Here is a 12,157-nt window from a genome sequence, read left to right on the forward strand (position 1 = left end):
CCCTTGCCGCGGTGGCGCAAGGCGCTGCTCGTGCTCGGGCTGCTGGCAGGGCTGCTCGCCATGCACGCCCTGGCTCCGGGCGGCACGGTTCACGAACACGCCGGCCCACCGTCGACGACGACCGCCGCGGTCAGCGCTCATGACGGCTGCCCAGGAGACGACGGGGACTGCGGCGGCGGACACCTCCACCACGCCGACCCGACCTGTGTGGCGGCCGCGGTGAGCGGCACACCGGCCCAGCCCGCCCTGGTACCCGACCCGGTGGCCGTCCCCGCCCGTGCGGACACGGTCCGCTCGTACGCGTCCGGGGCCCCGGACGGCGCCCGCGCGCCACCGTCGCTGGCGGAACTCCAACTCCTGCGGATCTAGACACACGCGCCGCGCCACGTCCATGACACAGCGACGTGGTGCGCCTCGGCACGTCCGGATCCCCTTCGTGAAACACACTGCAAGCAGGAGTTCCAGCATGCGCAACACTCGTACCCTGACCCGCCGCGCCGTCCTCGGGGCCGTGTCCGTCGGCGCCGTACTCGCCCTCGCCGCCTGCGGCAACAGCGGCGGGGACAGCGACAGCAGCGGTGACGCGGGCAGCGACAGCTCCGCGTCGGCGCCCGCAGGAGCCGGCACCACGGCCGACGCCACAGCCGGCGCGCACAACGCGCAGGACGCGACCTTCGCGCAGGGCATGATCCCGCACCACCGGCAGGCCCTGGAGATGGCGGAGCTCGCCGCCGACCGGGCCTCCTCCGCCCAGGTCAAGGACCTCGCCTCGCGCATCGAGAAGGCGCAGGACCCGGAGATCAGGACCATGAGCGGCTGGCTGACGTCCTGGGGCGAGGACGTCCCGGCCGCATCCGGCGGCACCGCGAAATCCATGCCCGGCATGGACCACCCGGCCGGGTCCGGTATGCCCGGCATGATGGACGGCTCGGACATGGAAATGCTCGAGAAGGCGTCCGGCACGGACTTCGACACCATGTTCCTCACGATGATGATCGAGCACCACAAGGGCGCCGTGGACATGGCCGGCACCGAGAAGAACAAGGGTGAGTACGAGCCCGCCACCTCCATGGCCGACGGCATCATCACCGCGCAGACCGCGGAGATCGCCGAGATGAACAAGCTCCTCGGCAAGAGCTGACCGTGCGCGGGGGGCCGGTTTCCCGTACCGGCCCCCTCCGCTCCCGCTCGTCTACTCGGACTGCCGTTCGGCGGGCACCGGACCCGGTGCCAGGGCCGCCGCTTCCCGCACCCAGTCCCGCGCCTCCTCCGGTGTGGTCACGACCGGCACACCCGTGGGTCCTGGCGGCCTGCGCACCACGACCACGGGCAGCCCCGCCTCACGGGCGGCGGTCAGTTTCGGGGCGGTGGCCGCTCCCCCGCTGTCCTTGGTCACGACGACGTCGATCCGGTGACGGCGCAGCAGCTCACGCTCCCCGTCGAGCGTGAAGGGCCCGCGGTCGAGCAGCACCTCCGTACGGGACGGGGCCGGCACCCCGGGTGCGTCGACGGACCGTACGAGGAACCACAGGTCGTCCAGGGCGGTGAAGGCGGCCAGTCCCATGCGCCCGGTGGTGAGGAACACCCGCCGGCCCAGCGAGGGCAGCAGTTCGGCGGCCTCCGCCAGGGAACCGGCCTCGTGCCAGCTGTCTCCCGCCACCGGGGTCCAGCCGGGGCGGCGCAGCGCGAGCAGAGGAACGCGCGCGGAGGCGGCGGCCTTCGCCGCGTGAAGACTCATGGTGCCGGCGAAGGGGTGGGTGGCGTCGATCAGCGCGTCTACCTCGTGACCGCCCAGCCACGCGGCCAGCCCGTCGGATCCGCCGAAGCCGCCCACGCGTACCTCGCCGGGCGGCATTCGGGGCGCGGCCACGCGTCCGGCCAGGGAGTTCGTCACGCGCAGCCCGGGCCTGGCGTCCGCCGCCAGAAGTTCGGCGAGGCGACGGGCCTCGGAGGTTCCGCCCAGGATCAGTACGTGCACGAGGTCCGGTTCCCTTCCGAAGGGTGAGGCAGGAGCGGCGAGGCCGGGACGTCCGCAGCGCCCCACTGAAGCACACCCGTCCGCGAACGACGGCGCCTCGCGCGGCAACCGGGCATTGACCCGCCCCGCTTCACTTGAAGTCAACGTCTCACGGGTCCGCGCGCTCGACCCCGGCGCGGACGGCGGTCTCGACGTCGCCGTGGAGTCCCTGCCCACCGGTGAACTTCCCCGGGCCCGGAGGATACGGCCCCTCCCGGGCCCGGGGTCCGCCGCGACGACGGGCGCCCGCGCGGACGTGTGCGGCCGTCTCAGTACGGCCCGTGGGTCCAGCGTCCGTCCGTCATCGTGGCGTGCACGGGCATGGCGCGCAGGGTGTCCGTGTCGGCCTCCGACGGGTCCACGTCCACGACCACCAGGTCGGCCCGGTCTCCCACCCGTATGAGCCGGCGTCCGCGGGCCGCCGCGACCAGTGCGTCCGGGACGGCCAGGCGCTGCTCCGGGTGCCAGGCGGGGCGTTCGTCATCGGTCCTGCCGACGGCCGAGGCGATGGCGAGCCACGGGTCCAGCGGCGAGACCGGGGCGTCGGAACCGAACTCGAGACGTGCCCCGGCGGCGAGCAGATCGGCGTAGGCGAAGGCACGCCCGGTGCGTCCGGCCCAGTGCCGGTCCGCCACGTCACGGTCGTCCGTGGCGTGCCGGGGCTGCACCCCCGCCGTGACACCCAGCCGCGCGAACCTCGGGAAATCCTCGGGGCTCAGCAACTGGGCGTGCTCGATCCGGCCGCGGCAGCGCACGGCCTCGAAGGCGTCCAGGGCCACCGTGTTGGCGTGGTCGCCGATGGCGTGCACCGCGGGTTCGATGCCGTGCGCGGCGGCCCGGCGCATGAGCCGCACCAGTTCGCCCGGTGACGTCTCCTCGACACCGTGCGACCCGTGCGTGCCCTCGAGACTCGGATAGGGGTCGCGGCACAGGGCGGTACGGGTGTTGAGCGAGCCGTCGGTGAAGAGCTTCAGCGGGCCCACCCGCACCAGGCCGCCCCGCGCGCCGACCTCGCCACCCGTACGCAGTCCACGCTCCACGGCCGCGTCCAGAAGGCTCGGATAGACGGCGGCCGACACCCGCACGGCCGGCCGGAACGCGGCCGAGCGCCGTTCCCAGTCCGCGACCGTGTCGCCGTACTGGAAGTCGATGACGCCGGTGACCCCGCGCGCGGCGGCGGCCTCGCAGGCGTCCGCGATCCACCCGTCGACCACGGCGGCCGGCGCCTTGGGGAGGGCGGCCAGAACCTCGTGGCACTCGGTCTCCCTGACCAGGCCGGTGGGGTGGTCGCCCCGGCCGACGAGGGCGAGGCAGGCGGAGTTCAGCCACGCGGCGTGCAGATCGGCGCTGACCAGGGCGACCGGCCGGTCGGGCAGGACCGCGTCGAGGAGCCGCTTGTGCGGGGCGTCGGGCCACAGCCCGTCCCGGAACCCGTACCCGAAGAGCACCGTGCCGTCGCCCGCCGCGCCGGCGCGCCGCCGCACGAGGTCGGCGACGGCCCGCGCGGAGGCGGTTCCGGCGAGGTCCAGGCGGTGCCGGGCGCTCGCCCACTCCGCCATGTGGACATGGGCGTCCCACAGGCCCGGCAGCAGCACCCGCCCGTCCAGGTCGAGGACCCGCTCGCCGTCGGCCGCGACGGCTCGTCCCCCGGTCTGCGCCTCCGCGACGACATGGGTGATCCTGCCGCCCGCGATCCGCAGCCGGGTGAGCGGCCCGCCGGCGCCGAGCCGCACCCGGTCGAGGGTCAGTTCGCACGCCGGGGACAGCTCTTCCGCCGGGCGCCCGCGCCGGACGCCTGCGTAGTCCTCCATGGAGCCTCCGTCCAGGACGGGCACCCCTCGTCGAACCGGCACCCCACCAGGCAAATTTAGGGAACCTTATCTACTGATCGGGATTCCGTCCCCGGGTCGGCCTCACCGGAGGAGGAGGGGGTTCGGTAGCGGCAGATAGCGGGCGTCGGCGCCGTCCGCGCCCGTCCAGCGCAGCAGCAGGTTCGTCTTGCCCGGCAGGGTGGGCGCGGTGAGCAGGGCGGCAGCCTCGGGGAGGTCGTGACGGGCCAGCTCGCGACGCACGGCGGGCCACGGGTCGAGGCCGGGGTGACACTCGGCGAGAGCCGCCGCGACCTCCCACAGATGGTTCACGACCAGGCAGTACACCAGTCGCTCCCAGCCGGCCGCCCGCTCGACGTCCGGCAGCAGTTTCACGCCCTCGGCGTCCCGGAACAGGGCCTGGACGGGGGTGCCGTCGGCGTCGACGGCGACCAGGGTGTTCTGCAGATGCGCCTCGAGGACGACGCCGTGGTCGGCGAAGGCGCTCAGCACCGGAGGGACGACGGCCGTCAGATAGGCCTCCCACCAGGCCGCCGGGTCCGGGGCGGTGGCCAGCGGGCTGCCGTCGAAGCCCTCCGCGAGGCCCGCGGCGAGCAGCGGGGTCGCGCCGGGCAGGAGACGGTCCTCCAACCCGTCACGGACCAGTACGGCGAGTTCCTCGAAGGCGAAGTCGGCGGTGCGGTAGCCGCGGTCGCTCAGCCAGACCGCCGCCCCGCGGGCCGCACGGCTCGGGTCCGTCTCGAAGGCCCGGACCGCAGCCTCGTCGGTCCGGCGCAGTTTCAGCAGGTCGTGGAGCCACAGCCGGCGGATGTCGTTGGTGATGCGGACGTCGAGGCTGAACTTCAGGCACAGGTCCCGCTCGGGTGCGTACAGCGTCCGTACGGCGGCCGTCGGCCAGGCCTCGAAGGCGGTCGTGCCGAGCCGGACCAGGCGGCCGTCGGCGAAGGCGGGCGCGAGTGCCCGGCCGGCCAGCTCGAGCTGCCAGGGGTGGGCGGGCAGCAGCCGGTAGCCGGGCGGGGCCGCACCGAGGGTGTCCAGCGCACAGGTGTCGCCCTCCTCGACGACCGCGTCCTCGCGCAGGCCGAGCAGGACCAGCGGAAAGCGGGCGTACGCCTCCGGGGCGTACGGCAGCCAGCCGGCCGGCGGTCCGCCACCGCGCGCCTTCGGGGCGGGATGGTGGGGGTGACCGGTGATGAGGGACTGCTCGGAGCGCAGATAGCGGCCGGCCGGCGGGGTGGCACGCGCGCGTGCGGCGAGCATCGCGGCCACCGCGTCCCGGCTGTCGGTCATCTCGGCGGGCAGCTCGTCGTTGGACAGCCCGGTGTGCGCCCCCAGTACCTCGGCGACCAGTTCGACGAGCTCGCCATAACCGAGGCGGCGCCAGGCACCCGCCACATACACCTCGGGCTCGGCAGGCCGCCGACCACCCCGCACACGCAGCAGCCGCCCACCGCCGTACGAGGGTCCCCCACCGGGCAGCCGGTCACCGCCGAGAGCCCGCTCACCACCGGGCAGCCGGTCACCGCCGGGCATCCGGTCACCGCCGGGCGGCGAGTCACCGCCGTGCGACCCACCCCCGCCCCCGCCCGACGCCCGGCCACGGCCGAGCGACCCGCCGCCCCCGGACCGCCCCTCACCTCCGGGCAGCCGGTACACGAGTCGGCCGTCGCTTCCCGGCGGGCCGGGCAGCGGTTCGGCGACCTCCCTCAGCAGACAGTTGAGCAGCGGCGCGGCCGCACAGGCGTCGGCGCGCTCGGCGATGCCGTCGGCGGACGCCGTGGCCTCGGCGGGCGGGGGGATGAGGTCCACGCGATCCACTGGTTCCCTGGTTCCCTACGGTTCTGCTGGGCGGAGACGATCATTATCGCGTCGTCACGGCCCCTCAGTGACGTCGTACCCGCACCCTCAGGAGCCCACCCGTGCACCCTCCCCCCACCGCCGAGGCAGAGCTGGCCACGGAACTGGCCGCCGTACGTCCGGCTCTCGGCCCACGGTTCGCGGCCGCGCTGCCCGGGGCCAGGGCGGCCGTGCTGACCCGGCTGTGGCGGGCGCTCGTCCACGAGCCGCTGCCGTGGATCGCGCGGCGGGAGGAGTCCGGCGGGGGGAGCCTGCTGCGGCTGCGTGACGGCCGCCGTCTGCACGGCCCCCGCGCGGATCCGTACGCGACCGCCGCCTACGTGACGGACGTACGACTGAACGCGGTGGCGTACGACGATCCGGCGCGGCTGATGACGGAACTGGCGGTGCCGCACGGTGCCGGCTTCGCCGCCGAACTCGGCCACAGTGTCGCGTCGTTGGCGCTGTCGCGGGCCGGACAGGAGCCCGGCGTCACCTCCTTGCGGGACCCGGGCGAGTGGCCGGCGCACGACTGGGAGTGGGAGCAGCGGGTGGTCGACGGGCATCCGTACCATCCCAACTGCCGCTCCAGGCCGGGGTTCTCGGTGGCCGAGCAGCTGGCGTACGGTCCCGAGCACCGGCCGTCGGTGCGGCTGGGACTGCTGCCGGTGCCGGCCGGTGAGTGTCTGGTGTCGGGTGAGTGGCCCCGGGAGCTGTGGGACGGGACCAGGCTGGTGATCCCGGTCCATCCGTGGCAGGCCGCGCATGTGCTCAAGCGCTCCTGCGAGAAGGGGGTCGGAGCGCATCCGCTGATGTCGTTGCGCACGCTCGCGCTTCCCGACGGCCCGCACGTCAAGACCGCGCTGAGCACCCGGCTGACGTCCTCCGTCCGGGACATCTCCGTCGGCTCCATCGCCGCCTCCGCGGCCCTGTCGGCGTTCGCGGAGACCCTGACCCCGCGCGCCGACGGCCTGCTGCACACGACCCGCACCCTGGGCGCGGCCACCGCCCACTCCTCCGATCTGGCGGCCGTGTTCCGTGAGTCGCCACGCGTGTTCGGGGCGCCGGGCGAGCATGTCGTCCCGGTGGCCGCCCTCGCCGGAACCGAACTTCCCCGCTCGCCGGACTGGTTGGCGGACTTCACGCGTCTGGCGCTCACCGTCGGGCTGCGTCTGCTCGAACTGGGCGTGGCCTTGGAGGCGCACGGCCAGAACCTGCTGGTCGTGCTGTCGGCGTCGGGGGCCCCGCTGCGGCTGGTCTACCGCGACCTGGCCGACATCCGGGTCAGCCCGGCCCGGCTGGCCCGGCATGGCATCCCGCTGCCGGACGAGCTGCCCGGGCGGATCCGCACGGACGACGTGATCGCGCTGCGGCGCAAGTTGTTCGGTTCCCTGGTGGCGGGCGCGCTGGCCGCGACGGCGGGGAGCCGGGAGACCCTGCGGGCAGCCCTGGAGACGGCCGTACGGGATCTCCCGCACTCGCCGGACCTCATCGCGCTGCGCGAGGAACCGCTTCCGACGAAGGCGCTGACGCTGATGCGGCTGTCGGCGGGGATGCCCGGCGACCAGTGGGCCTGCCTGCCCAACCCACTGACGCCATAGGCGATCTGATCACAACTCGGCAGCCGCTACGGCACCCGGAACCGGGACCGGTCCCGCGACCGGTCCCGTCGCCGTTTTGTGGCGGGACGCTTCTGATCAATAGGATCCGCCGATGATCAGAACACAACGGCTGGCGGCGGGCGTCTGCGCCCTGCTCGCCGCGCTCACGGCCGGGATCGCGTTCCCGGCCGGGGCGGTCGCCGACGAGACCACCGCCACCGCGCCCAAGGTCGACCTGGTCCTAGACGTCAGCGGTTCGATGCGGACGAAGGACATGGACGGCGGGACGCGGATGGCCGCGGCCAAGCAGGCATTCAACGAGGTGCTGGACGCGACCCCGGAGAACGTTCTTCTCGGCATCCGCACCCTCGGCGCCAACTACCCGGGCGACGACCAGAAGACGGGCTGCAAGGACACCGCGCAGCTCTACCCGGTCGGCCCGCTGGACCGGACCGAGGCCAAGACGGCGGTGGCGACCCTGTCGCCGACCGGCTGGACGCCGATCGGTCCCGCCCTGCTGAAGGCGGCCGGCGATCTCGACGGCGGCACCGGCTCCAAGCGCATCGTGCTGATCAGCGACGGGGAGGACACCTGCGCGCCGCTCGACCCGTGCGAGGTGGCCCGTGAGATCGCGGCCAAGGGCATCGGCCTGACGATCGACACCCTCGGCCTGGTGCCCAACGTCAAGATGCGGCAGCAGCTCAGCTGCATCGCCGAGGCGACCGGCGGTACCTACACCTCGGTGGAGCACACCGACGAACTCACCGACCGCGTCAACCAGTTGGTCGACCGGGCCGCCGACCCCGTGGTGACGCCCGTCGCCACCGAGGGCGCGGCCTCCTGCGCGGCGGCGCCGGCGCTGAAGTCCGGGCTGTACACCGACCGTGAGGAGTTCGGCCAGGAGCGCTGGTACAAGGTCGACGTCGAACCGGGCCAGGAGCTGCGTGCCTCGGTGAGCGTGTCGGCGGACCGGGCCATGAACCCCGACTACGGGGTGCTGCTGCGGGCGGTCACGGTGCACGGCCGGGAGATCGTGCGCGGCGAGGCGGCCGGCAACGGCCGTACCGACGTCATCTCGACCGGGCTGCGCTACCCCAGGGCAGAGAGCGACGACGACGAGGCTCCCTCAGAGGGGGGACCCCCAGCCGAGACGGTGTGCGTGCAGGTGACCAACTCCTACTCGGCGGCCTCGGGGGTGAAGACCACGCCCGGCATGCCGCTGGAGCTGACCGTGGACGTGGTCGACAGCCCGTCGCAGGCGAGTGACGTGGCCGCCTTCGGCCTCGGACGCGGCTGGTGGCTGCTGGGTGTCCTGGTGCTGTTCGGCTTCCTCGCGGGTCTGCTGTGGGGCTGGGTGTCACGCTGGCGGTTCGCGGTCTGGAGGACCAACTGATGCGTATCACACGTATGTTGAGCGGCACCCTGCTGGCGCTCGGTCCGGTGCTCGGGCTGGCGCTCGGTCCGGCGGCAGCATCGGCCGCGGCCGACTCCACCCCGTCGGCGAGTCCGTCCGACGGCAGTTCCGCGCCGACCGAGGCGGGCACGTCGTTCCGTACGGCGACGGAGATCGACCAGGGGCAGACGGCGACGGCGAGCGGTTCCGCGGGTGACTACCTCTACTGGTCGTTCCCGGCGGACACCGGCCAGCGTCCCACCGTCAAGGCGACGGTGAAGCTGCCCGGGAACCACACCACGCAGACCTGGCAGGTCGACGTGTACGACGGTCTGCGCCGCCGCCAGGCCTGCCAGTACGGGGCCCAGACGCGCACCGCCGCCCAGGGCACGGCCTCGGTGGAGCTGGCCTGTGTGCTGCGCACGGTCCGCGCCTGGTCGGAGCCGTGGGCGGACGACCCGCTGCCGGGCACCTACTACGTCCGGTTGACGGTTCTCGGCCTGAAGGCGGCCGACCTGGGCCTGCCAATCAGCGCGGAACTGCGGGTGGACTCGAAGGACATCGGGGGTGCCGCGGCCGTCGACGGTTCGCTGGCGAAGCCACTGGTTCCCGGCATCGCCGTCAAGTCCGAGGCGCAGAAGGACGATTCGTCGGCCTCGGCCGTGCTGTCGAGCATCGAGCCGGACGACGGCTGGGCGTCCGGCTGGTGGTCCGACCGGTGGGTCTGGACCGCGATCGGCGCGGTACTGGCCGCCCTCGCCGGAATCGGCGGGTACACGCTGACGCGGGGTTCGGGACGGCCACGACACGTACCGCCGGGCGCCTGACCCTCACCTGACGCCTCACCGGAAGGCCCGCCGCAACCCAGCGGCGGGCATTTGCCCGCCGCCCCCCTTGGCCCCGCCCTGCGGTCGCCGTGCGCACCCGGCCTGGCCTGCCGCCCCTCGCCGGACCCGCCCTGCGGTCGCAGTGCGCACCGGCTCGTCCCTCGCCCGGCCCGGCCTGCCGCCCCTGGCCGGACCTGCCCTGCGGTCCCCGTGCGCACCCGCCCTGCGGCGCCCCGCGCGCACCCTGCCCGCCGCCGAGTCCGGGCCCGCCGCCCCTCGCCGAGCCCAGCCTCCCGCCCCTCACCGGCCCCGCCCTGCGGCGCCCCGCGCGCACCCTGCCCACCGCCGAGCCCGGGCCCGCCGCCCCTCGCCGAGCCCGGCCCCCCGCCTTCGCCCGGCCCAGCCTCCCGCCCCTCACCGTCCCCGGCCTGCGGTCCCCGTCCGGCCGCCCTGCGGCGCCCCGCACGCACTCTGCCCCCGCCGTTCGCCCGGCCTGCCGTCCGTCATTCCGCCCGGCCCGCCGCCCGTCTGGTAGATCGTCCCTGCGCAGGCGTTCGACACCGTGGCCACGGTCGTCGGGGAGCCACACTCGGCGACCATGCCCAGCCCCCCCATCCGCGCCTTTGCGCGTACGCTCAGGCCTCCCTCAGCGCTTTGGCCAGAGGGCTGTCGCCGGCGACCTCGATCCGTCCGGCGCGTACCGCGTCCAGCAGGCTCAACTCGCCCTGCGCGACCGCCGTGCAGGTGTCGGCGTCGAGGACGAGCCGCGCGTCGGGCTCCCCGGGCGCGGGCCCTTCGCCGTACACCGGACCGTCCTCCGCGCCGACGTACAAGTGGAAGTCCCCTTCGTCAAGCCGGACTTCGACGAGGCCCGCACCCCCACTCCCGGCCGCATCCTCGGCCTCCTCGCCTGCGAGCCCGCGCAACAGGGGCAGCGCGAACCAGTGCGCGCGCAGGGCGTCGGTGGGCCGGCGCTCACCGAGTTCACCCTCACCCCACTTCCCCAGGGCCTGGAGCACGGGCAGCAACTCACCGCCACGCCGGGTGAGTTCGTACACGTAGGCGGCGCCCGGAGGAGGCAGCCTGCGCCGGGTGGCCAGCCCGTCCCGCTCCATGTCCTTCAGCCGTGAGGCGAGCACGTCCGTGCTCACCCCGGGCAGATCGGCGTGCAGGTCCGTGTAACGGCGCGGGCCGGCGAGCAGCTCCCGGACGATCAGCAAGGTCCAGCGGTCGCCGACGGCGTCGAGCGCGCGGGCTGCGGAACAGTACTGGTCGTAGCTTCGGCGAGGTGACATGGCACGCAGTCTAGACATGTCGTTGGACTTTCCAAGCTGGAACTTGGTAAAACCAAGCAACACAACGAACCGGAGGGCGAGCGCGCATGGAGTTCCGGCAGTCGAACAAGCTGAGCGAGGTCTGTTACGAGATCCGCGGCCCGGTCATCGAGCACGCCGACGCACTGGAGGCGGCGGGCCACAGCGTCCTGCGCCTGAACACCGGCAACCCCGCACTCTTCGGCTTCGAGGCGCCGGAGGAGATCCTCCAGGACATGATCCGGATGCTCCCCCAGGCGCACGGATACACGGACTCGCGCGGCATCCTCTCGGCCCGCCGCGCGGTGGCGGGGCGCTACCAGACGCTGGGCCTGGAGGTCGGCGTCGACGACGTCTTCCTCGGCAACGGCATCTCCGAGCTGATCTCGATGGCCGTACAGGCACTGGTCGAGGACGGCGACGAAATCCTCATCCCGGCCCCCGACTTCCCCCTGTGGACGGCCGTCACGACCCTCGCCGGCGGCAAGGCGGTCCACTACCTCTGCGACGAGCAGGCCGACTGGTACCCGGACCTGGACGACATGGCGTCGAAGATCACGGACCGTACCAAGGCCGTGGTCATCATCAACCCGAACAACCCCACCGGCGCGGTCTACCCGAAGGAGATCCTCGAGGGCATCCTCGACCTCGCCCGTCGGCACGGCCTGATGGTCTTCGCCGACGAGATCTACGATCAGATCCTGTACGACGACGCCGTGCACCACTCGGTCGCCGCGCTCGCCCCCGACCTGGTCGTCCTGACCTTCTGCGGCCTGTCCAAGACGTACCGGGTGGCCGGCTTCCGGTCGGGCTGGCTGGTGGTCACCGGCCCGAAGCAGCACGCCAGGAACTATCTGGAGGGCCTGACCATGCTGGCGTCCATGCGGCTGTGCGCCAACGCGCCCGCGCAGTACGCCATCCAGGCCGCGCTCGGCGGCCGCCAGTCCATCCACGAGCTGACCGCGCCCGGCGGCCGCCTGCACGAGCAGCGCACGGTGGCGTGGGAGAAGCTCAACGAGATCCCCGGCGTGTCCTGCGTGAAGCCGAAGGGCTCGCTGTACGCGTTCCCCCGCATCGATCCCAAGGTGCATCCGATCCACGACGACGAGAAGTTCGTCCTGGACCTGCTCCTGCGGGAGAAGATCCAGGTCGTCCAGGGCACGGGCTTCAACTGGCCGACCCCGGACCACTTCCGCATCCTGACCCTGCCGTACGCGGACGACCTGGAGGCGGCGATCGGCCGGATCGGGCGATTCCTCAGCGGGTACCGGCAGTAGCGAGCCGGGCGGTGGGACCGTCGGGCCGTCCTCCTCCCGCACACCTCGATCGTCGGCATGCGCG

The 12,157-nt window shown here is 73.5% G+C and carries 10 protein-coding genes; 6 read left to right on the plus strand and 4 right to left on the minus strand.

The window, feature by feature from the left end; genetic code table 11:
* Nucleotides 1–3: 3 nt before the first annotated feature.
* Entirely contained in the window at nucleotides 4–369 is a 366-nt protein-coding gene (locus tag ACFWBB_RS26720) for a DUF6153 family protein (RefSeq protein WP_385277469.1), read from the plus strand.
* A gap of 97 nt (nucleotides 370–466) precedes the next feature.
* The gene (locus ACFWBB_RS26725) at nucleotides 467–1,141 is read left to right on the plus strand and encodes a DUF305 domain-containing protein (protein ID WP_385277377.1); all 675 of its coding nucleotides are present in this window, start codon (nucleotides 467–469) and stop codon (nucleotides 1,139–1,141) included.
* 51 nt (nucleotides 1,142–1,192) lie between these two features.
* Here ACFWBB_RS26725 and ACFWBB_RS26730 read toward each other — a convergent pair whose 3' ends face one another.
* The 3 genes from ACFWBB_RS26730 to ACFWBB_RS26740 form a co-directional block, all read right to left on the minus strand.
* On the minus strand, nucleotides 1,193–1,978 hold the full coding sequence (locus ACFWBB_RS26730; RefSeq protein WP_385277379.1) for a cobalt-precorrin-6A reductase: 786 nt from the start codon (nucleotides 1,976–1,978) through the stop codon (nucleotides 1,193–1,195).
* A 308-nt stretch (nucleotides 1,979–2,286) separates the two neighbouring features.
* Complete coding sequence (locus tag ACFWBB_RS26735; protein ID WP_385277381.1) at nucleotides 2,287–3,828, minus strand: amidohydrolase; 1,542 nt, start codon at nucleotides 3,826–3,828, stop codon at nucleotides 2,287–2,289.
* Nucleotides 3,829–3,930: 102 nt separating this feature from the next.
* The gene (locus tag ACFWBB_RS26740) at nucleotides 3,931–5,664 is read right to left on the minus strand and encodes an IucA/IucC family protein (protein ID WP_385277383.1); all 1,734 of its coding nucleotides are present in this window, start codon (nucleotides 5,662–5,664) and stop codon (nucleotides 3,931–3,933) included.
* 101 nt (nucleotides 5,665–5,765) lie between these two features.
* Between ACFWBB_RS26740 and ACFWBB_RS26745 the strand changes: the two genes are divergently transcribed.
* The 3 genes from ACFWBB_RS26745 to ACFWBB_RS26755 all read left to right on the plus strand — a co-directional run bounded on the left by ACFWBB_RS26745 (nucleotide 5,766) and on the right by ACFWBB_RS26755 (nucleotide 9,503).
* A complete protein-coding gene (locus ACFWBB_RS26745; protein ID WP_385277385.1) occupies nucleotides 5,766–7,283 on the plus strand; it encodes an IucA/IucC family protein in 1,518 nt (505 codons plus the stop codon).
* A 112-nt stretch (nucleotides 7,284–7,395) separates the two neighbouring features.
* Nucleotides 7,396–8,676: a VWA domain-containing protein gene (locus ACFWBB_RS26750; protein WP_385277387.1), complete on the plus strand. Its 1,281-nt coding sequence runs from the start codon at nucleotides 7,396–7,398 to the stop codon at nucleotides 8,674–8,676.
* On the plus strand, nucleotides 8,676–9,503 hold the full coding sequence (locus ACFWBB_RS26755) for a hypothetical protein (protein WP_385277389.1): 828 nt from the start codon (nucleotides 8,676–8,678) through the stop codon (nucleotides 9,501–9,503). The genes ACFWBB_RS26750 and ACFWBB_RS26755 overlap by 1 nt, the downstream gene beginning before the upstream one ends.
* A 635-nt stretch (nucleotides 9,504–10,138) precedes the next feature.
* Here the strand turns inward: ACFWBB_RS26755 and ACFWBB_RS26760 are convergent.
* The gene (locus ACFWBB_RS26760) at nucleotides 10,139–10,798 is read right to left on the minus strand and encodes a winged helix-turn-helix transcriptional regulator (protein WP_385277391.1); all 660 of its coding nucleotides are present in this window, start codon (nucleotides 10,796–10,798) and stop codon (nucleotides 10,139–10,141) included.
* 86 nt (nucleotides 10,799–10,884) lie between these two features.
* On the opposite strand from ACFWBB_RS26760, the gene ACFWBB_RS26765 reads away from it, so the two are divergent.
* Nucleotides 10,885–12,093, plus strand: coding sequence for a pyridoxal phosphate-dependent aminotransferase (locus ACFWBB_RS26765; RefSeq protein WP_385277393.1), 1,209 nt, complete (start codon nucleotides 10,885–10,887; stop codon nucleotides 12,091–12,093).
* The last annotated feature ends 64 nt before the right edge of the window (nucleotides 12,094–12,157 follow it).

Origin of the sequence: Streptomyces sp. NPDC060000 (assembly GCF_042737375.1) — a bacterium.
Taxonomy (GTDB): Bacteria; Actinomycetota; Actinomycetes; order Streptomycetales; family Streptomycetaceae; genus Streptomyces.

Coding starts and splice junctions, on each gene's coding strand:
- ACFWBB_RS26760 (WP_385277391.1), bottom strand. CDS start 10,798: ATGTCACCTCGCCGAAGCTACGACCAGTACTGTTCCGCAGCCCGCGCG.
- ACFWBB_RS26755 (WP_385277389.1), top strand. CDS start 8,676: ATGCGTATCACACGTATGTTGAGCGGCACCCTGCTGGCGCTCGGTCCG.
- ACFWBB_RS26750 (WP_385277387.1), top strand. CDS start 7,396: ATGATCAGAACACAACGGCTGGCGGCGGGCGTCTGCGCCCTGCTCGCC.
- ACFWBB_RS26735 (WP_385277381.1), bottom strand. CDS start 3,828: ATGGAGGACTACGCAGGCGTCCGGCGCGGGCGCCCGGCGGAAGAGCTG.
- ACFWBB_RS26725 (WP_385277377.1), top strand. CDS start 467: ATGCGCAACACTCGTACCCTGACCCGCCGCGCCGTCCTCGGGGCCGTG.
- ACFWBB_RS26765 (WP_385277393.1), top strand. CDS start 10,885: ATGGAGTTCCGGCAGTCGAACAAGCTGAGCGAGGTCTGTTACGAGATC.